The organism is Amycolatopsis methanolica 239, from assembly GCF_000739085.1.
GTDB lineage: Bacteria > Actinomycetota > Actinomycetes > Mycobacteriales > Pseudonocardiaceae > Amycolatopsis_E > Amycolatopsis_E methanolica.
In genome coordinates this window covers 153945-175676 of the sequence record NZ_CP009110.1, presented here as the reverse complement: position 1 = coordinate 175676, position 21732 = coordinate 153945, and the positions used below count along the sequence as shown (strand labels likewise).

General features: G+C 71.2%; 24 protein-coding genes. 8 read left to right on the top strand and 16 right to left on the bottom strand.

Annotation, left to right across the window (positions count from 1 at the left end):
- Positions 1–5: 5 nt before the first annotated feature.
- The gene (locus AMETH_RS00895; RefSeq protein ID WP_017986137.1) at positions 6–1487 is read right to left on the bottom strand and encodes a cytochrome ubiquinol oxidase subunit I; all 1482 of its coding nucleotides are present in this window, start codon (positions 1485–1487) and stop codon (positions 6–8) included.
- Between the two features lie 300 nt (positions 1488–1787).
- On the opposite strand from AMETH_RS00895, the gene AMETH_RS00890 reads away from it, so the two are divergent.
- Together AMETH_RS00890 and AMETH_RS00885 are read left to right on the top strand one after the other, a co-directional pair.
- A complete protein-coding gene (locus AMETH_RS00890) occupies positions 1788–2096 on the top strand; it encodes a hypothetical protein (RefSeq protein WP_017986136.1) in 309 nt (102 codons plus the stop codon).
- Between the two features lie 68 nt (positions 2097–2164).
- Complete coding sequence (locus tag AMETH_RS00885; RefSeq protein WP_026153687.1) at positions 2165–2752, top strand: TMEM165/GDT1 family protein; 588 nt, start codon at positions 2165–2167, stop codon at positions 2750–2752.
- On the opposite strand, the gene AMETH_RS00880 is transcribed toward AMETH_RS00885, so the two are convergent.
- On the bottom strand, positions 2749–3315 hold the full coding sequence (locus AMETH_RS00880; protein WP_017986134.1) for a TetR/AcrR family transcriptional regulator: 567 nt from the start codon (positions 3313–3315) through the stop codon (positions 2749–2751). The genes AMETH_RS00885 and AMETH_RS00880 overlap by 4 nt on opposite strands.
- Positions 3316–3401: 86 nt before the next feature.
- Here AMETH_RS00880 and AMETH_RS00875 point away from each other — a divergent pair, with 86 nt between their 5' ends.
- A complete protein-coding gene (locus AMETH_RS00875) occupies positions 3402–4553 on the top strand; it encodes an FAD-dependent oxidoreductase (protein ID WP_017986133.1) in 1152 nt (383 codons plus the stop codon).
- Here AMETH_RS00875 and AMETH_RS00870 read toward each other — a convergent pair.
- From AMETH_RS00870 to AMETH_RS00855, 4 genes are all read right to left on the bottom strand, one after another.
- The gene (locus tag AMETH_RS00870) at positions 4550–5185 is read right to left on the bottom strand and encodes a helix-turn-helix domain-containing protein (RefSeq protein ID WP_017986132.1); all 636 of its coding nucleotides are present in this window, start codon (positions 5183–5185) and stop codon (positions 4550–4552) included. The two genes, AMETH_RS00875 and AMETH_RS00870, sit on opposite strands and share 4 nt — an antisense overlap.
- Entirely contained in the window at positions 5185–6039 is an 855-nt protein-coding gene (locus AMETH_RS00865; protein WP_267283507.1) for a hypothetical protein, read from the bottom strand. The genes AMETH_RS00870 and AMETH_RS00865 overlap by 1 nt, the downstream gene beginning before the upstream one ends.
- A 69-nt stretch (positions 6040–6108) precedes the next feature.
- Entirely contained in the window at positions 6109–7149 is a 1041-nt protein-coding gene (locus AMETH_RS00860; RefSeq protein WP_017986130.1) for a hypothetical protein, read from the bottom strand.
- Between the two features lie 35 nt (positions 7150–7184).
- Positions 7185–8198 carry a hypothetical protein gene (locus AMETH_RS00855; protein WP_017986129.1) on the bottom strand — a complete coding sequence of 338 codons (1014 nt, stop codon included), beginning with the start codon at positions 8196–8198 and terminating at the stop codon, positions 7185–7187.
- Positions 8199–8291: 93 nt separating this feature from the next.
- Here AMETH_RS00855 and AMETH_RS00850 point away from each other — a divergent pair, with 93 nt between their 5' ends.
- Positions 8292–9083, top strand: a complete 792-nt coding sequence (locus AMETH_RS00850; RefSeq protein ID WP_017986128.1) for a DUF2470 domain-containing protein — start codon at positions 8292–8294, stop codon at positions 9081–9083.
- A gap of 48 nt (positions 9084–9131) precedes the next feature.
- Here the strand turns inward: AMETH_RS00850 and AMETH_RS00845 are convergent, their stop codons facing one another.
- Positions 9132–9590 (bottom strand): PPOX class F420-dependent oxidoreductase, encoded by a 459-nt coding sequence (locus AMETH_RS00845; RefSeq protein WP_017986127.1) that lies wholly within the window; start codon positions 9588–9590, stop codon positions 9132–9134.
- Between the two features lie 60 nt (positions 9591–9650).
- Between AMETH_RS00845 and AMETH_RS00840 the strand changes: the two genes are divergently transcribed.
- From AMETH_RS00840 to AMETH_RS00830, 3 genes are all read left to right on the top strand, one after another.
- Complete coding sequence (locus AMETH_RS00840; RefSeq protein ID WP_017986126.1) at positions 9651–10415, top strand: CPBP family intramembrane glutamic endopeptidase; 765 nt, start codon at positions 9651–9653, stop codon at positions 10413–10415.
- 37 nt (positions 10416–10452) lie between these two features.
- On the top strand, positions 10453–11640 hold the full coding sequence (locus tag AMETH_RS00835) for an arginine deiminase (protein WP_017986125.1): 1188 nt from the start codon (positions 10453–10455) through the stop codon (positions 11638–11640).
- A 130-nt stretch (positions 11641–11770) separates the two neighbouring features.
- The gene (locus tag AMETH_RS00830; RefSeq protein ID WP_017986124.1) at positions 11771–12319 is read left to right on the top strand and encodes a ferritin; all 549 of its coding nucleotides are present in this window, start codon (positions 11771–11773) and stop codon (positions 12317–12319) included.
- Between the two features lie 58 nt (positions 12320–12377).
- Here AMETH_RS00830 and AMETH_RS00825 read toward each other — a convergent pair whose 3' ends face one another.
- From AMETH_RS00825 to AMETH_RS00810, 4 genes are all read right to left on the bottom strand, one after another.
- On the bottom strand, positions 12378–13190 hold the full coding sequence (locus tag AMETH_RS00825) for a hypothetical protein (RefSeq protein ID WP_017986123.1): 813 nt from the start codon (positions 13188–13190) through the stop codon (positions 12378–12380).
- Entirely contained in the window at positions 13187–13690 is a 504-nt protein-coding gene (locus tag AMETH_RS00820; RefSeq protein ID WP_017986122.1) for a SigE family RNA polymerase sigma factor, read from the bottom strand. The genes AMETH_RS00825 and AMETH_RS00820 overlap by 4 nt, the downstream gene beginning before the upstream one ends.
- A gap of 157 nt (positions 13691–13847) precedes the next feature.
- Positions 13848–14198, bottom strand: a complete 351-nt coding sequence (locus tag AMETH_RS00815) for a DUF952 domain-containing protein (protein ID WP_017986121.1) — start codon at positions 14196–14198, stop codon at positions 13848–13850.
- Entirely contained in the window at positions 14198–15073 is an 876-nt protein-coding gene (locus tag AMETH_RS00810) for a DUF5926 family protein (protein WP_017986120.1), read from the bottom strand. Before AMETH_RS00810 ends, AMETH_RS00815 begins: the two co-directional genes overlap by 1 nt.
- A 78-nt stretch (positions 15074–15151) precedes the next feature.
- Here AMETH_RS00810 and AMETH_RS00805 point away from each other — a divergent pair, with 78 nt between their 5' ends.
- Positions 15152–16306, top strand: coding sequence for a cytochrome P450 (locus AMETH_RS00805; RefSeq protein ID WP_017986119.1), 1155 nt, complete (start codon positions 15152–15154; stop codon positions 16304–16306).
- 33 nt (positions 16307–16339) lie between these two features.
- Here the strand turns inward: AMETH_RS00805 and AMETH_RS00800 are convergent, their stop codons facing one another.
- The 5 genes from AMETH_RS00800 to AMETH_RS00780 form a co-directional block, all read right to left on the bottom strand.
- Positions 16340–17212 (bottom strand): DUF4328 domain-containing protein, encoded by an 873-nt coding sequence (locus AMETH_RS00800; protein WP_017986118.1) that lies wholly within the window; start codon positions 17210–17212, stop codon positions 16340–16342.
- A gap of 53 nt (positions 17213–17265) precedes the next feature.
- Entirely contained in the window at positions 17266–17616 is a 351-nt protein-coding gene (locus tag AMETH_RS00795; protein WP_017986117.1) for a rhodanese-like domain-containing protein, read from the bottom strand.
- Positions 17617–17705: 89 nt separating this feature from the next.
- The gene (locus tag AMETH_RS00790; RefSeq protein ID WP_017986116.1) at positions 17706–19316 is read right to left on the bottom strand and encodes a solute symporter family protein; all 1611 of its coding nucleotides are present in this window, start codon (positions 19314–19316) and stop codon (positions 17706–17708) included.
- The gene (locus tag AMETH_RS00785; RefSeq protein ID WP_017986115.1) at positions 19313–19663 is read right to left on the bottom strand and encodes a DUF485 domain-containing protein; all 351 of its coding nucleotides are present in this window, start codon (positions 19661–19663) and stop codon (positions 19313–19315) included. The genes AMETH_RS00790 and AMETH_RS00785 overlap by 4 nt, the downstream gene beginning before the upstream one ends.
- A gap of 249 nt (positions 19664–19912) precedes the next feature.
- Positions 19913–21694 (bottom strand): sodium/solute symporter, encoded by a 1782-nt coding sequence (locus tag AMETH_RS00780; protein WP_017986114.1) that lies wholly within the window; start codon positions 21692–21694, stop codon positions 19913–19915.
- Positions 21695–21732 lie beyond the last annotated feature (38 nt).

The following is a 21732-nucleotide window of genomic DNA, read 5'->3' as shown; positions in this document are numbered from 1 at the left end:
GTTCCCTAGTAGGCGAAGGCAAGCTCATCCTTGCCCTCCTGGTCGTGATCGGTCTTGGGCGGGATCACACCCTCGATGCCGCCGCGCACGTACTTGCGGATCAGGAACACCTCGACCACGCCGAGCACGGCGTACAAGGTGGTCAGGGCGATCAGCGAGGTCCACACCTCACCGGTGGAGATCCGCGACACGGCTTGCGCGGTGAACATCCAGACACCGTCCACACCGGACGGATTCGGCACCACGACGAACGGCTGCCGTCCCATCTCGGTGAAGATCCAGCCCGCGCTGTTCGCGATGAACGGCGTCGCGATGCTCAGCAGCGCCAGGCGCGGGAACCACTTGGTGTCCGGGATCTTGTTCTTGCGCGTCAGCCAGAGCGCCAGCAGCCCGGTGCCGGCCGAGATCGCGCCGAAGCCGATCATGATCCGGAAGCCCCAGTAGGTCACCGGGAGGTTCGGCACGTAGTCGATCGGCTTGCCGGCCAGCTCGCCGAGCGCCGGGTCGTCCGGGTAGTTCGTGCCGTAACGCGCCTGGTACTCGGTGACGAGGTCCTCGACGCCCTTGACCTCGGTGGTGAAGTCGCTGTGCGCCAGGAAGGACAGCAGCGCCGGCACGTTGAACGTCTTGACGTCCTCGCAGTTCTCCGAGGTGACGTCGCCGATCGCGATGATCGAGAAGCTGGCGGGCTGCTCGGTGTGGCAGAGCGCCTCGGCCGAGGCCATCTTCATCGGCTGCTGCTCGAACATCAGCTTGCCCTGGACGTCGCCGGTGATGGCGAGCACGGCGAATGCGACGATGCCGGTCCAGCCGCCCAGGCGGATCGACGACCGCCACACCCCGCGGTGCTCGTCGTCGGTCTTACGCTTGCGCCACAGGTGCCACGCGGCGATGCCGACGAGGAACGCGGCGGCGACCGAGAACGCGCCGGCGATGGTGTGCGGGATCGCGGCGAGCGCGGTGTTGTTGGTGAGCACCGCCCAGATCGAGTTGAGCGTCGGCTTGCCGTCGACGATCTCGGCGCCGACCGGGTGCTGCATCCACGAGTTCGCGGCGAGGATGAAGTACGCGGAGGCGATCGTGGCCAGCGAGAACGCCCAGGCGCACGCCAGGTGCACCTTCTTCGGCAGCCGCTCCCAGCCGAAGATCCACAGGCCGAGGAACGTCGACTCGACGAAGAAGGCGACCAGGCCCTCCATCGCCAGTGGCGCCCCGAACACGTCACCGACGAAGCGGGAGTAGGCGTTCCAGTTCATCCCGAACTGGAACTCCTGGACGATGCCGGTCACCACGCCCATGGCGAAGTTGACCAGCAGGAGCTTCCCCCAGAACTTGGTCATCTTGTAGTAGCGCTGCTCACCGGTGCGGACCCACGCGGTCTGCATCCCCGCGACGAGGACCGACAGTCCGATGGTGAGCGGGACCATGAGGAAGTGGTAGACGGTGGTGATCCCGAACTGCCACCGCGCCAGCTGGAGCACGTCCACGTCATTCAGACTGCTCTGTTCCCCCGCCCGGCATCAGGTCCCGGGGTCCTGATCTTGCCGGGACCTAGGTCCCGGTCACCGACACGGCTTTGACAAGCGGGGCGATCGTTCCGTATCTTCCGGGTTGGCCGACGGCTGGCGGGTGCGGGCGCTCACCCGCGACCCGGCACGAGCCCGGGACCTGGCGGCGGGCGCCTACGACGTGTTCAGCGTGCACCCCGGCCCACTCGCGCCAGGGCAGGGCGAGGTCCGCGCCGGGAAGCCGCTCATCGACGCCGCGCGGTACGGACCCCGGGTGAGGTGGCCGCGGCGATCAGCGCGGCGACCGGCATCACAGCGCCCTACGAACAGCTCCCGATCGACGAGTTGCGTCGCGTGAAGCCGCGCTTCGCCCAGGGTTACGAATACCTCAACAACAACCCAGAGCCGCCCATCGACTTCGCCGCACTACGAGCGCTCCAACCAGGGCTGATGACCTTCATCCGGTGGCTCGAGCGGACCGGTTCCGCCCAGCTCAAGGCAGGTTTCGCCGCGGCGAAGAAAAATCTGCGCTCGAGCCAGAAACAATTCTGGCGAGCCGAAAACTCCCAATTCGCGAAACCGATCTGATGGTAATCGCCGGAGCTCCCCTTTATCGTTGCAGTGAAAGGGGAGTGGAAATCACCGTGAGTACCGCACTGCTGGCACTGCTCAGCGCGTACGTCCTTGTCCTGGCCGTGGAGCTGCCGGACAAGACGATGATCGCCACCCTCGTGCTGACCACCCGCTTCCGCGCGTGGCCGGTCCTGGTCGGGGTTTCCCTGGCGTTCGCCGTCCAGTCCACGATCGCGGTGCTCTTCGGCCGCGCGCTGACGCTGCTGCCGGAGAGCCTGGTCGCTGCGGTCGTCGCCGCGCTGTTCGGGCTCGGCGCCGTCCTGCTGCTGCGCGAAGGCTTCTCGACGACGGACGAGAGCGGCGAGGACGCGGCCCGGCAGGGCGTGAAGCCGGTGACCTTCCTGCACTCGGCGGCCACCTCGTTCGGCGTACTGTTCGCCGCCGAATGGGGCGACGCGTCCCAGCTGGCGACAGCCGGGTTGAGCGCCCGCTACGGGCACCCGCTGATGGTCGGCGCCGGCTCGCTGCTCGCGCTGATCACGGTCGCCGCGATCGCGGTGTTCATCGGGCACAAGGTGCGGGGCCGCCTCAAGCCGAAGCTGCTGCAGCGGATCGCCGGGTTCGCGTTCGCGGCGTTCGCACTGCTGGCGCTCGTGCAGGCGTTCGCCTAGCCCGTCAACGCGATCGTGGCCCGGCGGGCCGCGGCCAGCACGTCTTCGGGACTCGCGTCCGTCCGCTGGGCGGCCAGCAGCGCGGCACCCACCGTGTCGAACGCCATCCGCACCAGCAGCCGGTCGGCCGGGGTGGCGTCACCAGGCACGAGCAGGTCGACGACCTGCTCGAACTCCGATCGCACGTCGGCGCCGTCGTCGAGCAATTTCCGCAGCACGGGGCCGTTGGCGTGCATCAGCCGCATGCCGTCGAGCCGCTCGGACGTCGTGCCGTCGATCCAGCGCAGCGCGGCCCTGCGCAGCAGATCAGGTGACGCCGGCTGCGCGCGGATCCACTCGACCAGCTCGGCGAGCTCCTTCCGGCGCTCGGTCAGAAGGCTCGTGACGATCGCCTCCTTGCTCGGGAAGTGGTAGTAGAGCGCCGACTTCGTGATGCCGAGCGCGGTGCTGATGTCCCTGGTCGAGGTGCCCTCGTACCCCTTCTCGATGAACAACCGCAGCGCGACGCGCAGGATCTCGGCTCGCGTCTCGGCGCCGCTGCGCCGGTCCTCCCTCGTGGCCATGTGCCCAGTCTACTTGCTGACCGACCGCCCGTTCAGCTAACCTCTCCACTGACCGACCGCCCGTTCAGTAGATAGGAGAAGTAACCATGACTGTACGAATCACGATCATCGGAGCCGGCCCCGGCGGCCTGCTCTGCGCCCGCGTCCTCCAGCGCCACGACATCGAAGTCACCGTGTACGAGGCCGACGCCGCCGTGGACGCCCGGGACGCGGGCGGCAGCCTCGACCTGCACGCCGACACCGGGCAGATCGCCCTGGCGGACGCCGGGCTGCTGGACGAGTTCCTGGCGCTGTCCCGTCCCGAGTCACAGGCCGGAAGCCGGCTCGACCACCACGGCACGGTCCTTAAGGCCTTCGTGCCCGCCGACGACGACCTCGCCGCCCCGGAGATCGACCGCGGCCAGTTGCGTGCGCTGCTGGCGTCGCACGTCCAGCCCGGCACCGTCCACTGGGGACACAAGCTGGTGCGCGCGGTCCCGCTCGGCGGCGGCAGGCACCGGCTGGAGTTCGCCGACGGCTCGGCCACCGAGACCGACCTGGTGATCGGCGCGGACGGCGCCTGGTCCCGGGTCCGGCCGCTGGTCACCGACGCGACCGCGCGGTACACCGGCGTCAGCTTCCTCGATGTCCGTTTCGACGACGTCGACACCCGCCACCCCGGGGTCGCCGCGCTGACCGGCGCCGGGCAGATGTTCGCCAACGACGGCGATGGGCACGGCATCATCCTGCAGCGCAACAACAACGGCCAGATCCGCGGCTACCTGGTGGTGCGCGGCGACCGCATAACGGTGCACGATCCCGAGGCAGTGAAGCGCTCCCTGCTCGACGAGTTCGCCCACTGGGCCGACGTCTTCCGGCCTGCGCTGACCGACTGGGACGCCGTCGTCGAGCGGCCGATCCACGTCCTGCCGGCGCCGCTGACCTGGCCGCACACCGCGGGCGTGACCCTGCTCGGCGACGCTGCGCACGTGATGGCCCCGTTCGGCGGGTTCGGCGCGAATCTGGCCCTGCTCGACGGCGCGGAACTGGCGCACGCGATCGCTGAAGAGCCGACGTTCGACGCCGCGATCACCCATTACGAGAAGGGAATGCTCGCGCGGGCCGGTGAACTCGCGGTGGGCGCCAACCAGGCGCTCCAGGAGTTCGTCACCTCGGCCGACCCGGACGACGCGCCGGACCACGAGGCCGAGCACCGGAAGTACGAGGCAGCGGCCGCCGAGTACCGCCGCGCCCGTTAGTCCCCGCGCAGGACCTCGGCGACCGCGGCGGCGGCCGCGACCACCTGGGGGCCGACCGCGTCCGCGTTGAGCGGCCCCAGCGCGATCACCCCGACCGCCGCGCGCAGGCCCGGCACGCCGCGCACCGGCGCGGCGACCCCCGAGGTCCCGCGCTGCGGTTCACCGGTGACCGCCGCCCAGCCGCGGCTGCCGCGACGCAGGGTCAGCGCCTTGCCCGCCGCGCCGACACCGATCGGGTGGCGCGCGCCGACCCGGTAGGACACGTGGAAGTCCGTCCACGAGGGCTCGACCGTGACGACCGGCTCGACCAGATCACCTTCGGCGATCGACAGGTAGGCGGTCGCGCCGGCCTTCTCCGCCAGCTCGCGCAGCACCGGCCGGGCGGCCTCGCGCAGTTGCGGGACGACCTGCCCGGCCAGCCGCAGCACGCCGATGCCCAGCCGGACCTTGCTGCCGTCGCGCCACACCAGGCCGCGCGCGGACAGCGGCACCAGCAGCCGGTAGACCGCGGCGCGGCTGGCGCCGATCGCGGTCGCCAGCTCCGAGATCGTCGCCGCGTCGCCGTCGGCGTCGGCCACGGCCTGCAGCAACGCCAGGCCGCGGTCGAGGGTCAGTGAGCCTTCGGCGCTCACTACAGCAGGCCGAGCGCCTCGAGGTCGGCGACCGGAGCCTCGAAGCTGTCGCAGGCGTAGGACGCGAACAGCGCGCGCACCGCCTTCGCGGCCGGCTCGGACAGCGACTTCGCCTCCGCGGCGAGCGCCTCGCCGTCGGTGGAGGCGAGCGCCTCGCGGACGTCCCCACCGGACAGGCTGCGCGCCACCGCGACGAGCAGGTTCAGGAAGCCGTGGTGCGCGATGCCGTTGTCCGGGTCGTCGTGCCGGACCGCGCGGTGCAGGCTGTTGGTGGCCTTGAAGGAGGCGCCGGGCGAGCCGGACAAGACGGCGAGGAAGTCGGCGACCTCGTCGACGCTGGGGAAGTTCTCACTGGACTGGCCGCCGCAGCGGATCTTGGGCCAGCTGCCGTGCTCGATCACGCGCCGCACGCCGTTCAGCCAGCCTACCCCGCGCCGCGGCTCGACCACGCGGATCACGTCCTCGGGCACGAACTCCGAGACGCGCTCCAGCCACACCTCGTCGACGTCCGAGGGCGCGGGCATCTCGACCATGCGCAGCGACAGCAGCTCACTGCGGGACTCGACGATCGAGATCGCCTTCGGCACGCCGCCGAGACCGGTGTCGATGATCAGCGACAGCGGCAGCGGCTGCTTCGGCTTGATCTTGATCAGCTCGGTGATCAGTTCCGGCAGGCGGGACGCCTGGCACAGGAACACACCGAGCAGCCCCGCGTGGTCGCCCTCGCGGCCGGCCAGGTAGTTCCGCAGCGCGTCCGGCATGGTGGCCGTTCCGGGCGGGAAGAGCGCCGAGTCGTCTACGAGCCGCGCGAAGAGGGGCGGAATTCCGCGGGGGCCGGGGGGCGTGAGTTCCACAGCGCTTGACACATGGGACACGCTAGTAGCGTACGGGAACCGGACAAACGCGTACGCCCCCCGGACAGTTCACCGGAGGTTCACCAACGCGAGAACGGGATACCCGGGAAGCCCGGCCACCACCCGGCCGCCCCGTTCCGGCACACCGAGCACCCACAGCCGCTGCGTGGCGCGCACGTTGACCAGCAGGTCGAGCGGCACCCGCTGGAACCGGACCACCGCCTCCCCGCCGGGGAGCAACACGCGGCCGGTCGCCTTGCCGGCCGCGCCCGAGGCCCCCGGCGTGATCGCGGTGTCGAGCGTCGCGTGCAGTTCCTGCCAGGGCTTCTCCCGCACGGCCGAGGACAGGGTGGCGACGCGGACCGGCATCAGCAGCCCGGCCACGGCGTAGACGACGGCGAGGATCGTCGTGAACGTGCCGGTCGCGGGCAGGTCGAAGGCAAGGTTGCCCACGGCCCAGATCGCGGCGGCGAGGAGCACGAAGAACCCGGCCATCCCCCACGACCGCAGCCGGACCTCGCGCAGGAAAGTGGTCACCACCGGGTCCCGCAGGGCCGCCACCAGCGGCCGCGGCTGCTCGGCCGATTCCACCGAACCCGGTTCGGGCGCCGTCCGGATCCGCCCGAACCGGCCGTTCACCCCGCCCGGCAGCCCGACCAGCACACGGCCGCGCGGGTCGGGGCCGATGAAGTAGAGGCGCCGCAACCCGGCCAGCAGTATCCGCTTCGAGGCGGGCAGCCGAACGACCAGCCAGCGCGGCTCAGGCCCGGGCAGCGCGACGCTGACCTTCGATCCGGACACCAGCAACTGCCCGGGGCCAGGGGTGAGCAGGACCGCCGGGTAGGCGAGCAGCTTCCGGCAGGGCAGCACCCGGAAGAACAGCAGCCACAACTGGAGGACGGTTACCGCGGCGAGGATCGCCGCGAAGCCGGCCGAAAACGGGCCGGGGTCCAGCGCCGCCACCAGAGCGCCCGCCACCACGTAGACGACCATCGAGTTGATCAGGCGGTTGCGCTGCTTGGAGACGATCTCGAGTTCGAGCGGGTCCGTCGCGGCCGGTTCGCCGTGGCGCGGCTCGTGGACGAGCACGCGTTCCTGGGTGGGTTCCACACCTCCGAGTCGATCAAGCGGCCACCGGCGTTACCTCAGTCCAGCCGGACGTGCCCGAGCACCGGGTGACCGGGCACCCCGGCCACGAGCTTGCGATCCCGCTCCGGCGCACCGAGCACCCAAAGCCGCTGCGTCTCGCGCACGTTGACCAGGAGGTCGAGCGGCTGGCGGCCGAACCGGACCCGCGCGACCCGCCCGTCGGGCAGGGTCGCCCGCCCCATCGCGTTCCCGGTGCCCGAGGCGTGTGGTTCGACCGGCGTGTCCAGGGTGACGCCGAGTTCGGTCCACGGCTGGGTGCGCACCGCCCGCGCGATGCTGCGCACCTGCAGCGGCCGTGCGACGCCGAGCAAGGCGTAGGCCGCGCAGAACACGGCCGTCACGCCGTTCGGGCGCGGGAAGCCGAACGCCTCCGCACCCGCTTCGGCGACCACCCACACGAACGCGCCGCCGGCCAGAAAAGCCGCGGACACGAGCGCCGCCCGGAGCCGGAGTTCACGGACGAACGCGATCCCCACCGCGTCCGGTGCGACCTCGCCGGGCTCCCGGGATTCGGGCGCGGGCGCGGTCCGCACGCGGCCGAACTGCCCGATGATGCTGCCCGGCACCCGCAGCACGAGGCGGCCGCGCGCGTCCGGCCCGAGCATGAACACGCGGCGCTCGCGCGCCAGCAGGAGCCGCTTCGAGCGGGGCATCCGCACGACGACCCAGCGCGGCTCGGGCCCGGGCAGGAGGATGCTCACCGTCCGGTCCGACACGAGCAGTTGCCCCGGCGCTGGCGCGAGGACGACGGCGGGCATCCGGAGCAGCCGGATCCGGCGGGCCAGCGCCCACACCGACCACGCCACCAACACGGCGAACACCGCGACCACCGTCCACACCGCGGGACCGGCGGGCCGGAACAGGACCGCCAGCGCGATCCCGAGGGCGTAGCACACGCTCGACGTGATCAGGCGACTACGCCCCTTCTCGACGATCTCGACCTCGAGCGGGTCGGCCGCCGCCGGTTCGCCGAGGTGCGGCTCGTAGACACGCTGCCGGGTGAATTCCACGGTCCGCCAGTCGGAATGGCGACGGGGAACGTTACTGATCCACTTCCCTTCCTCCGCCACTCAGGTTAGGCTCACCTAAGTAGGAGGTGGCCAGTGACCGAGATCCGACGTCCGCCCGCGCCCAGCCCCGCCGAGCGCGCGAAGACCATCGCCGTCCGGAACGGCCCCGGCGCGCTGCTGCCGACCGCGGGCGACCCGACCGGCAGCGACCGCGTGGTGCCCGAACTTCACCACGTCCATCCGAGCGGCAGCGTCAGCGTCCTGCTGCCGGACGACCACCCGCTGCCGACCCGCACCCGCGAGGCGGACCGCGGCGAACTGGCCGTCGTGTTCGAACTCGCCGACCACGCGCCCGTCGACCTGCGGGAACCCATCCGCGGGCTGCTCTGGATCACCGGCTGGCTGCGGCACCTCAGCCCGGAGTCGGCCCGCGCCAGGGCGCTGTCGATCGCAGAGACGCGGCCCGATCCGCGCCTGCTGGACCTCGGCCACGGTCTGAGCCTGCTGCGGCTCACCCCGGCCTCGCTCGTCCTCGCCGACGCCGAGGGCACCCATTCGCTGCGGCCGCACGTGTTCAACGCCGCCGCGCCGGACCCGTTCACCGGCTACGAGTCGGGCTGGCTGCGGCATCTGGAGACCGACCACGCCGACGTCGTCGGCCAGCTCGCCCGGCACATCCCCGAGGAGCTGCGCGGCGGCCGGATCCGCCCGCTCGGCCTGGACCAGTTCGGGTTGCGGCTGCGGGTCGAGTCCGGCGACGGCGACCACGACGTGCGCCTGGCCTTCGCCAAGCCGGTGCACAGCCCCGCCCAGCTCAGCACCGAGCTGCGGCGCCTGGTGGGTTGCCCGTTCTTGGCGAAGAACCAGGTGCGCGTGCAGCCCTGACCGGGACGCGAACCCAGAACTCGCGAGCGGGAGCGTGGGACTCGCGGGTCAGGCGAGTTCGGGCGGGAAGCCGCCGGTGGCGATCGGCCCCCACCGCTCGATGGTGACCCGGATGAGGGACTTGTTCTGCCTGACCATCGCCTCGCGGTACTCGTCCCAGTCCGGGTGCTCGCCCGAGATCGACCGGAAGTACTCCACCAGCGGCTCGACCGCCTCGGGCACGTCCAGCACCTCGGCCCTGCCGTCGAACTGCACCCACGGCCCGTTCCACTCGTCCGAGATCACGCACGCCGAAACCGCCGGGTTGCGGCGGGCGTTGCGCGTCTTCGCGCGCTGCGGGTAGGTCGCCACGACGAACCGGCCCTCGGGGTCGATGCCCGCGGTGACCGGCGACAGCTGGGGCGTGCCGTCGGCGCGGGTGGTCATCAGGACCGCGCGGTGCCGGGGCCGGAGGAACTCCAGCAGCTCGGCACGGTCGACGCGGTCAGCGGTCGCAATCTTGGCCATGTCTCCAGACGGTAGCGTGCGGACGTGCTCAGCTCCTGGCTCCGCCCCGAACGTCCCGCGATGCCCGAACCGGTGGACGCCGGGACCGCGCGGCGGCTGAAGATCGAGCTGGTCATCGTCTTCTCGATCACGCTCGGCCTGTCCGGCGCACGCAGCCTGCTGTCGCTGATCGACTCGCTCCTGCAGCCCGAACCGCTGTCCGACCAGAGCGTCGCGCTGAACGTCCCGCAGCGCGCGGCCGACCTGCTGGACCTGCTCGCCCAGCTGCTGTCGGCGGTGCAGCTCGTCGGCTGGGGCGCGCTCGGCGCGTACCTGCTGTGGCGCGGCGGGATGAAGCTGGCCGAGGTGGGCCTGGACCGCACCCGGCCCGGCCGGGACGTGCTGTGGGGCGCCGGGCTGGCCGCGTTGATCGGCATCCCTGGTCTGGCGCTGTACTTCGTCGGCTGGAAGCTCGGCTTCAACCTCGCCGTCGTCCCGTCCCGGCTGGACGACACGTGGTGGCGCCCGATCGCGCTGACGCTGTCCGCGTTCGGCAACGCCTTCGCCGAGGAAGTGCTGGTGGTCGGTTACCTGCTGACCCGGCTGCGGCAGCTGGCCTGGCGGGAGAACACCGCGTTGTCCGCCGCCGCCGTGCTGCGCGGGTCCTACCACCTCTACCAGGGCTTCGGCGGGTTTGTCGGCAACCTGGTGATGGGACTGGTGTTCGGCCGCGTGTGGCAGCGGACCAACCGGCTGGTGCCGCTGATCGTCGCGCACACGCTGCTCGACGTGGTCTCGTTCGTCGGGTACTCGCTGCTCCGCGGACACGTCAGCTGGCTGCCCTGAGCACTACGCTCAGCGCGTGACCACCAAAACCCCCAGGGTGGACAGCGAGGTCGGGCCGCTGCGCGCCGTCCTGCTCCACCGGCCGGGCAACGAGCTCACGAGGCTCACCCCGCGCAACAACGACAAGCTGCTGTTCGACTCGATCCCGTGGGTCGGCCGCGCCCAGGAGGAGCACGACGCGTTCGCCGAGGTGCTGCGCGGACGCGGCGTGGAGGTGCTCCTGCTGGCCGAGGTGCTGCGCGAGGCGCTGACCGATCCGCGCGCGCACGCGGCCGGGGTGCACGCCGCGGTCGACGACCGGCGCCTCGGCGAGGACCTGGGGGACGCGCTGCGCTCGCACCTGTCTGGTGTGGACGCCGCGACGCTGGCCGAGGTCCTGATGGCCGGCCTGACGTTCGAGGAGCTGCCCGCCGCCGAGGGCGCGTCGCTGGTCCGCAAGATCCACCACCCGCACGACTTCGCGGTCGACCCGCTGCCGAACCTGCTGTTCACCCGCGATTCGTCGGTGTGGATCGGCGACCGGGTGGCGATCTCGTCGCTGGCCATGCCTGCCCGCCGCCGCGAGACCGCGCTGCTCGACCTGATCTACGCCTACCACCCGCGGTTCTCCCACGCCTCGCGCGCGTACGGCGCCCACTCGGCCCCGGTCGAGGGTGGCGACGTGCTGCTGCTCGCGCCGGGCGTGCTGGCCGTCGGCATCGGGGAACGCACCACGGCCGCCGGCGCGGAGTCACTGGCGCGCTCGCTGTTCGCCGACGACATCGCCCACACCGTGCTCGCGGTGCCGATCGCGCAGGCCAGGGCCACCATGCACCTGGACACCGTCTGCACGATGGTCGCGCCGGACGCCGTGGTGATGTACCCGCTGGCGCGCGACGAGCTGGTGGCCTTCACGCTGCGCCCGGACGGCGACGGCTCGCTGCGCGTGGACGGCCCCGAGCCGTTCCTGCACGCGGCCGCCGAGGCGATGGGCATCGAGAAGCTGCGGGTGATCGACACCGGTCTCGACCCGGTGACCGCGGAACGCGAGCAGTGGGACGACGGTAACAACACGCTGGCGCTCGCGCCGGGCGTGGTGGTGGGCTACGAGCGCAACGTGGAGACCAACGCGCGGCTGGCGGACGCCGGCATCGAGGTGCTCGCCATCGCCGGTTCCGAACTCGGCTCCGGCCGGGGCGGGCCGCGCTGCATGTCCTGCCCCGTTGTTCGTGACCCGATCGGGTAATTAGGAAAGGCTAAGCTGAATAAGTACGCCCTAAATAAGCACTTCCTAATCTCGGTAAGCCTAGCCAAACGAAATCGGAATCACCAGACCCGCAGGGTTAACGATCAGGAAAATGGCCTATTCTTGAGTCATGGCGATGCTGAAGAAAGAACCGCGCTCCAAGTTCTACGAGCTCCTGCAGCAGCAGGTGCAGAACGAGTTCCACGCTTCCCAGCAGTACGTGGCGCTGGCGGTCTGGTTCGACAACGCGGACCTGCCCCAGCTGGCCAAGCACTTCTACCGCCAGGCGGTGGAGGAGCGGAACCACGCGCTGGCGATCGTGCAGTACCTGATCGACACCGACCACCACGTGGACATCCCGCCGACCGGCGAGGTCCGCAACGACTTCGCGGAGCCGCTCGAGCTGGTCGAGCTCGCGCTGGAGCAGGAGAAGGAGGTCACGGCCGACTTCCGCACCCTGATGAAGGCCGCCCGCGCCGAGGACGACTACCAGGGCGAGCAGTTCCTCCAGTGGTTCCTCAAGGAACAGGTCGAGGAGGTGTCGCAGATGTCCACACTGGTCAACGTGGTCAAGCGCGCCAACGGCAACATGTTCGAGGTGGAGAACTGGCTGGCCCGGGAGTCCGTCGGCGACGACGGCAACGCGGACATGCCGCCGGTCGCCGGTGGCGCCCTGTAGGACCGCCATACCGCGGAGCGCACGAGGGCCCGGGCCACAGCCCGGGCTCTTTTCCGTGTCAGCAGCCCGGCGGGGCGACCAGTTCCCACCGCACGACGGTTTTCGCGGAATCGACGTAGAACGTGTAGTTGGCGCCCGATCCGGCGGCGGCGCTGTAATTCCCCGCGCCGGCCGTCAAATCAGGATAGGCATTCCTCAGTTCGGCCACCGTGGAACCGGCGCCGACTTTTTCCGGCGTGCGCGCGCCGGTCGCGGTGAAGACCACCACTCCCCCGGTCGGCGAAATCGTCACCGACGCGACGTTCGCCGCGCCTTCGGTGAGCCGGTAGGTGGTGCATTCGGCAGGCGCCGTGCCCGCGTCGGCGAGCAGCCCGGTCGCCTTGGCCTCGTCGAAGCTCATCCCCAGCCGCAGCGACCCGTAGCCGGTCGGGCCGAGGACCACTGCCTCGGGCTCCGGGCGCACGGTCGTGCGGCTGCTGCTCGACGGCGACCGCGTGGACGTACCGGCCGGCGGGGACGCGGGCAGGACCGTGGTGGTCGAGGACGGCGCGGGCGGCTGGGTGGGCAGTTCGGGGAACGACGGCGGCACCACGACCGGCCCGGGCGCCTCGGAGGTCGTCGTCGGGGCGGCCGTCGTGGGCTGGGCGGCCTGGTGGACACCGGGGTCCTGACGCGCGGCGACGAGACCGGCGGTGACGAGCAGGGCGGCGGTGAGCACACCCCCGGAGGCGGCGACGGCGGTGCGGCGGCGACGTCGACGGCGGGCGCCGCGGACGATGGCGCCCTCGGCTCCCGATGCGGGCCTGATCGCCAGCCGGTCGTCGTCGAACAACCGCCGCAGCTCGTCACCGAGCTCGTCGTCGGGGTTCACCAGTCGTCCCTCCCTCCGGAGATCGAACCGATCTTGGTCCGCAGCGTCGCGATCGCCTTGCTGGCCTGGCTCTTCACCGTGCCCGCACTGACGCCGAGCGACGCGGCGATCTCGGCCTCGGACAGACCCTCGTAGTAACGGAGCACGATGACCGCGCGCTGTCGCGGCGGCAGTTCGCGCAGGGCCTGCCACAGCGGCTCGTGCTCGAACGGGTCCACCGGTTCGGCGGTGCGCTGCTCGGGCAGGTCCGCGACCAGGCTCTCCCGCTTCAGGCGCCGCCAGCGGCTGATGTGCGCGTTCGCCATCGCACGGCGGACGTAGGCCAGCGGGTCGGCCGTCTTGCGTTGCACGTGGGTCCAGCGGGAGCCGACCTTCTCCAGCACGGTCTGCACCAGGTCGGCTGCGTCGTGCGGGTTGCCGGTGAGCGCGTGGCCGTATCGGAGCAGCCCGGGCAGGCTCGCCTGGACGAACTCTCCGAAGTCCGCCAGCTCGTCGCTCACCGCTGACCCCCTCCCCGCCGCGCGGCCGCCTCCCCAGGCGATGGCCGACGCGGCCGAGGTCACCGTATCGCCTCCCTCGGCCGTGTGTCTTACCCCTTCGCCGAGTCCACGCATGACGGCCCCCTCAGGTTGTCCGGCGTGCTCTGAGGTGGACGCCTCAGCGGGGGTCTCGTTGCGCGAGGCGCGGCGGCAGCTCGAAGACGCCGTCCGCGTTCGGCGGGAAGGGGTGCACCGCCACCACGGCTTCGGCGCGGATCGGGCCGTAGACGTGCGGAAAGAGGATGCCGTCCGGATGCGGAGGGTCGCCGGCCTCCCAGCGCAGTGGGACGTCCAGCCGCGCCGGGTCGATCTCCAGCAGCACCAGGTCCGTGCGGCCGCGGTAGAGCGCGTTCGCCGGGATCGCCACCGTGCCCGGGTCGGAGCAGTGGATGAAGCCGACGGTGTCCAGGGACGGGGCGCGGTAGTCCGCGCCCGTCCACTCCGCGGCCGCGCAGAGGTGCAGGATCACTAGCGGAGCGTCAGCTGCCTGCCGACCAGGCCGTCGCGGGCACGGCGCTCGGCGGCGGTCAGCGGCTCGGCATCCACCGACTTCAGTGCCTCCTCCAGGCGGGCGCCCAGCTGCTCGGCCGGCTCGGCCCACTCGCGGGCGTGCGCCTCCGGGTCCAGGTCCCACACCGGCACCAGCAGGCCGTGCGCGCGGAACGACCCCGCGTAGCGGGAGCCCTCGCCGAGCGACAGCTCACCCGCCGCGGACAGCCGCGCAAGCGCTTGCATCAGGCGACCCTCCGGCTCCGGCCGGACCCAGCGCAGGTGTGCCTTCTCGCCCGCCAGCACCCAGTACGAGCCGGTGCCCAGCCGCTCGGTCGGCATGATCGCCTCGTTGGCCCGCTCCAGCGAGACCTTGACCTCGCCGCTGGGGTCGGTGTCCTCGGGCAGCCACCAGTCGAAGTTCGGGTGCAGGGTGACGTCCAGCTCGGCGTCGGCCACCAGCAGGTCCTGCAGGCGCTCGCCGTCGGCAGGCGGGCTCGTGGTGTCCGGCACCGGCAGCACGTCGCCCGGCTCGGCCGTCAGCGCCCAGCGGACCGCGCGGCCGAGGTCGCGGCTCACATCGCTGGAGCGGGTCTGCACCTGGAGCCCGACGAACACCTCGCCGTCGGTGCGCACGAACGCGGCCGCGGCCATCGGCAGCACGGTCGCCAGCGTGATCTTCCGCTCGCCCGCGTCCACAAGGGACAGCGGCGCGGTGGCCGACGGCACGAACTCGCGCAGCGCGATCAGCTCCGGCTCCGCGGCCAGCCCCTCGAACGGCTGCCCCACGAACACTTCGCGGACCTTCGGTGCCTTGTCCTTCTTCGGACCCCGCTTGCGCGCGCCCTTGCCCATCTCGCCTCCTCGGACTACAGGCCGCAGACGCTACCGAACCGGGCACGGCCCGCCGGATCGGGGGATTAGGCTCGCGTCGTGTTCGATCCCCGTGACCCCGCCTTCCTCGCCGACCCGTACCCGGAGTTCGCCCGCCTGCGCGCGCAGGCGCCGGTGCACCAGCACGACGGGCTGGGCCTGGCGATCGCGGTGTCCCACGCGGCGGCGTCGGCGGTGCTGCGGCACCGCGGGCTGGGCCGGATCTGGACCGACGCGAGCCCGGCCGAGCAGTTCGTGTCGTTCAACCTGCTGCACCGCAACTCGCTGCTGGAGAACGAGCCGCCGGTGCACACGCGGCTGCGCCGGTCGATCTCGTCGGCGTTCGGGCGCGGGCACGTCGAGCGGTTGCGGCCGACGGTGATGCGGCTGGCGGACGACCTGGTAGCGGGCATCGCCGAGGCCGGGTCGGGCGACCTGCTGGACGCGCTCGCGCAGCCGCTGCCGGTCGCGGTGATCTCCGAGCTGCTGAACGTGCCGGAGGCCGACCGGCCGCGGCTGGTGCCGTGGTCGAACGCGATCGTGAAGATGTACGAGTACGGGCTGCCCGAGGAGGGCCGGGTGGCGGCCGAGCGCGCGGCGACCGAGTTCGTGGCGTTCCTGCGCGAGCTGGCCGAGCGGCGCCGCCGGGAGCCGGGCGAGGATCTGATCACCGATCTGTTGAGGGCCGAGCTCACCGAGGACGAGGTGGTGGCCACCGCGGTACTGCTGCTGATGGCCGGCCACGAGGCGACGGTCAACGTGATCGGCAACGGGGTCTGGGCTCTGCTGCGGCACCCGGACCAGTGGCAGCGTCTCGTCGACGACCCGGGCCTGATGCCGACCGCGGTGGAGGAGCTGATCCGCTTCGACTCGCCGCTGCAGCTGTTCGAGCGCACCGCGACGGAGGACGTGGAGATCGCGGGCTTCCGCGTGGCGAAGGGCGAGAAGATCGCCGCGCTGCTCGGCGCGGCCGCCCGGGACCCGGAGGTGTTCGCCGAGCCGGACACGCTGGACGTCGGCCGCAGCGACGGCACGCACCTGGGCTTCGGCGCGGGGATCCACTACTGCATCGGGGCGCCGCTCGCGCGGATCGAAATCGCGGCGGCGCTGTCGGCGCTCACCAAGCGGCTCCCGGGCCTGCGCCTGGCAGCCGAACCGGAGCGGCGGCCGGAGTTCGTGATCCGGGGGCTGAAGAACCTGCCGGTGACGATTTAGCGGGCATCCGCTCGGCGGCCCAGCTGGGGCAGCTCAGCGGGCCGCGCCGGTGGGCCGGGCGGTGCGCAGCTCCGGCGGCGGGGCGCCCTTCACGGAGCGCACCTGCAGCGGGCGCAGCCGGTCGGTGCGGACCGGCGCCAGCAGCGTCGTCAGGCGGTACACCAGCACCGCGGTCAGCCCGGCCAGCACCGCGGCCGAGGTGTTCAGCAACCCGGTCAGCAGCACGCCGTCCGCCATCGCCTGCACGCCGTCCTTGAAGCGCCACCCGATGACCAGCACCATGAGCACCTCGTTGACCACCCAGGCCGCCCACCAGGCCAGCACCAGCCGCGACGGGCGGGGGCGGCGGTCCGGCTCGCGGCCCAGCACCAGGTGCTCCAGTTCGGCGAGGATGGAGCCCGCCATCACCAGGTTCACCCCCGGCACCAGCACCCCGGCCACGACCTCGCCCGTCGAGCGGGCCGGCTCCTGCCCGGCGGCCTCCGCGGCAGCGCTGCGGGCGACCAGCAGCCACCACAGCGTCGCGGCGACGGCGATCAGCCCGAACACCACGGTCAGCAGGGACGCGATGATCTCCAGCGCGTCCGAGAACGCCACGGTCGACGCGTGCAGGGCGGTCGACCGGCTCATCACCAGCAACGCGTAACGCCAGAACTCGGCACCCGCCGCGACCGCAGCCAGCCCGGCGAGGAACCACAGGATCGTGACGGCGTTGCGGTGCAGCACCCGCACGCGTTCGGCCGGGCTCGGATATCCGGACGGGGTGCCGGGCACCGCCGTCGGCACCCGCCACGCCAGGTGCGGAAAACCCCAGCGCGGCGGCACGTGGTACGACGGCGGGCCGTCGTAGCGCTCGGCCGGGCGCGGCGGGCGGGGACCGATCGCACCCGGTGGAGGGTTCGCCACCCAGCTGACACGCGGCCGGGGGCGGTAGGGCCTCGGGGTCGGGTGCATGGGGCCTACAGGACCTCGGGCGGGCCGTCGTGCTCGCCGACGACCGGGCGGCCCTCGGTCTCCCAGGACTTCATGCCGCCTGCCACGTTGATCGCGTCCCAGCCGCTCGCGTTGAGCCACGCCGCGGCCCGCGCGGAGCGGCCGCCGGTGCGGCACACCACGTAGAGCGGCTGGTCGTCGGGCAGCTGGGCCAGTTCGTCGGTGCGCGCGGGCAGCTCGCCGAGCGGGATGTGGATCGCGCCGGGGGCGTGGCCGGCGTCCCACTCGTCCTGTTCGCGCACGTCCAGCAACACCAGCCCGTCCGCGGGCAGTTCGGAGACGGACGCGGTCGGTATGTCACCTGGTTGCACGTTCACATACTGGCACGCACCCCCATCAACTGCACGTGAGCCCGAAAAAGGGCCACCCCCGTCACCGGAGGTGGCCCTGTTCGCCGTTCGTCAGGTCAGTGCGCGGTGGCCTTCTCGGCGTGTGCGCCGGTCAGCGCGCGGACCTCCATCTCGGCGTACTTCTTCTCGTTGCGCTCCTTCGACAGGACCGCGCCGAGGAAGCCCAGCAGGAACGACACCGGGATGGACACCAGGCCCGGGTTCTCCAGCGGGAACCAGTGGAAGTCCACACCCTTGATCATCGGCTTCGGCCCGCCGGACACCGCGGGCGAGAAGACGATCAGCACGATGCAGACGATCAGGCCGCCGTACATGCTCCACAGCGCGCCCTGGGTGTTGAACCGCTTCCAGAACAGCGAGTACAGCAGGGTCGGCAGGTTCGCCGAGGCCGCCACGGCGAAGGCCAGCGCGACCAGGAAGGCCACGTTCTGGTTCTTCGCGAGGATGCCGCCGACGATCGCGAGCGCGCCGATCACCAGCGCGGTGATCCGGGCGACGCGCACCTCGGCCTGCTTGCTGTCCACCTGGCCCCTCTTGATCACGTTGGCGTAGACGTCGTGCGCGAACGACGCCGACGCGGTGATCGTCAGGCCGGCCACCACCGCCAGGATGGTCGCGAAGGCCACCGCCGAGATGAACCCGAGCAGGATCGGACCGCCCAGTTCGAGCGCCAGCAGCGGCGCCGCCGAGTTCGTCGTGCCCGGCGCCGAGTTGATCGCCTGCGGCCCCACCAGCGCACCGGCGCCGTAGCCCAGCACCAGGGTGAACAGGTAGAAGATGCCGATCAGCACGATCGCCCAGACGACCGACTTCCGCGCGTCCTTCGCGGTGGGCACCGTGTAGAAGCGCATCAGGACGTGGGGCAGACCAGCGGTGCCCAGCACCAGCGCGATGGCCAGGGACAGGAAGTCCAGCTTGCTCGTGCTGGTCTTGCCGTACTGCTTGCCCGGGTTGAGCAGCGCCTCGCCGTTCGCACCGCCGCGATCGACCGCGGCCTGCAGCAGGTTCGAGAAGTTGAACCCGAACTTGGCCAGCACCCACAGTGTCATCGCCAGCGCGCCCAGGATCAGCAGGACCGCCTTGATGATCTGCACCCAGGTGGTGCCCTTCATGCCGCCGATGAGCACGTACACGATCATCAGCACGCCGACGATCGCGATGACCGCGTTCTGGCCCCAGTCGCCCTTGATGCCGAGCAGCAGGTTGACCAGGCCGCCTGCGCCTGCCATCTGGGCGAGCAGGTAGAAGAACGACACCGCGAGGGTCGAGACCGCGGCCGCGGCGCGGACGGGCCGCTGCCGCATCCGGAACGCGACCACGTCGCCGAGCGTGAACTTGCCGGTGTTGCGCAGCAGCTCGGCGACCAGGAGCAGCGCGACCAGCCACGCGACGAGGAACCCGATGGAGTAGAGGAACCCGTCGTAGCCGTTGACCGCGATCGCGCCCGCGATGCCGAGGAACGACGCCGCGGACAGGTAGTCACCCGAGATCGCGATGCCGTTTTGCGGACCGGTGAACGAGCGGCCCGCCGCGTAGTAGTCGGAGGCGGTCTTCGTGTTGCGGCTCGCGCGGAACACGATCACCAGGGTGATCGCGACGAAGATCGCGAAGATGATGATGTTCAGCGTCGGGTTGCTGCCCTCGACGCCCTGCGCCAGGTTCCTCACCGCACATCTCCTTCGATCTCACCGCGGATCCTGTCGGCGATCGGGTCCAGCCTGCGATTCGCGTACCGCACGTAGATCCCGGTGATGAGGAACGTCGACACGAACTGCAGCAGGCCGATGAGCAGGCCGACGTTGAAGTTGCCGATCAGCTTCGTCGACATGAAGCCGTGGGCGTAGTCGGCGAGCAGGACGTAGATGAGGTACCAGACGAGGAAGAGGACGGTCATCGGGAAGACGAAGGTCCGCAACCTCTTGCGGAGCTCGGCGAACTCTGGGCTCGCCTGCACCTTCTGCCAGTTGTCGCCCGGACCCGTCTCGTCGACGAGGTCCTGGTCGCTGGTGCTCACGGGACAACCTCCCTTTGCATGGTCTCAACCTCTTCCGGCGTGTGATGCCGGTAGATCTTGCCGCGAAACGTGAGGCTTGTTGTTAATCCGTTTGAGTGAATGATCTTACGAAGAGTTGACGATCTTACGCCGGTTTGACGTAGGAATGTCCAAATCCTGAATCCCCAAACAGGCAAGTTTCACCGAAAAGTCAACCCGCGGTAAACGGAACCGCCGATGGAGTGAAAGTCGCCCGGGTTAGACCCGGGGTCACTTACGGTGTCGGCCGCGCCCCATCCGGGTACGCTCTTCGGCCTGCCCGAACCGCGCCACCGCGCGGTCCCGCATGAACCCGAGCCGGTCCGGAGCGTGCAGGCGCAGCATGACCCCGTTGACGTCGGCCGGCTTGCCGTTCGGCGTCGCCAGGCTCACCAGGATCGTCACCGCGAACGCGACCGGCACCGTGATCAACGCGGGCTGGTCGGCGAACCACGGCGCCCAGCCCCCCGTGAAGCGGCTGACCAGGTCCACCACCAGCGCGCCGAGCACCAGCCCGCCGCCGATGATCATGCCCGCCATCGCGCCCGGCCAGGTCAGCCCGCGCCACCACACACCGAGCACCAGCAACGGCGAGAACGTCGACGCGGCCAGCGCGAACGACATCCCGACGCTCAGCGACAGGTCGTTCGGCCGCAGGAGCAGCGCCAGCGCCAGCGGCACCAGCCCGACCACACCCGCGGCGATACGGAAGTCCAGCACCCGGCCCTTCGACAGGTCCGTGGACACCACCCCCGCCAGGCTCACCAGCAGCCCGGACGACGTGGACAGGAACGCCGCGAACGCACCGGCCAGCACGACCGCCCCCAGCACCTGCCCGGCCACGCCCGGCACCATCGCCGACGGCAGCCGCAGCACCGCGGCGTCCGTCTGGCCGGTCACCAGCAGCTCCGGCACGTACATCCGGGACAGCGCCCCGAGGATCGTCGGGAACAGGTAGAACAGCCCGAGCAGCAACAGGACGTGCACCGTCGTGCGGCGCGCCGCCCGTCCGTCCGGGTTGGTGTAGAAGCGGACCAGCACGTGCGGCAGGCCCATCGTGCCGAGGAACGTCGCGAAGATCAGCGAATACGTCTGCAGCAGGTCCCGCAGCCCCTCGGAACCCGGGTGCAGCCAGTCGGCGTTGGTGACCGCCGCGTCGCTCACCGTCGGCACCGGCGTGCCGGCCGCGAACCACACGCGGGTGCCCTGGGGCAGCTCCTGCGTCGAGCCCTGCACCCAGATCTCCTCGTGCGGCGCCGGGTCGCCGGGGTGCTCGATCCGGACCTGCGTCAGCGTGCCGACCTCGAAGGCCACGTCGGTGCGGATGTCCACAGTGGTCTGCTCCGCGAACACCGGCGGCGCCGGCGCCCCCAGCGAACCGGCCGGCCCCGGCTTGCCGCCCGCCAGGAACACCGCGCACAGCACGAACGCGGGCAGCGCGATCGCGAACAGCTTCAGCCAGTACTGGAATGCCTGCACCACGGTGATCGCGCGCATGCCGCCAGCCATCACGTTCACGCCGACCAGCACGGTCACCGTCACCGCGCCGACCCAGCCCGGCACGTTCAGCACCGTCGTCAGCGCCAGCCCGGCGCCCTGCAGCTGCGGGACCATGTAGAGGATCCCGATGAACACCACGAAGAACGTGCCGCACCGGCGCAGCACGACCGACCCCAGCCGCGCCTCCAGGAAGTCGGGCAGCGTGTAGGCGCCCGAGCGGCGCAGCGGCGCGGCGACGAACAGCATCAGCGCCAGGTAGCCGGCGGTGAAGCCGATCGGGAACCACAACCCGTCGGCGCCGTCCTTCAGGATGATCCCGGCGATGCCGAGGAACGACGCGGCGGACAGGTACTCACCGGAGATGGCGGCGGCGTTGCGGCGCGACCGCACCGTGCGGCGCGCGACCAGGAAGTCGTGCGTGGTGTTGGCGAACCGGGACGAGCGGTGACCCAGGTAGAAGGTCAGCACGGCGACGGTCGCGATGCCGCTCAGCGCCCACGGGTTCAGCTGCACGATCCGGATTGTCCCCTGCCCCGGCTCCGGCTCCGCCG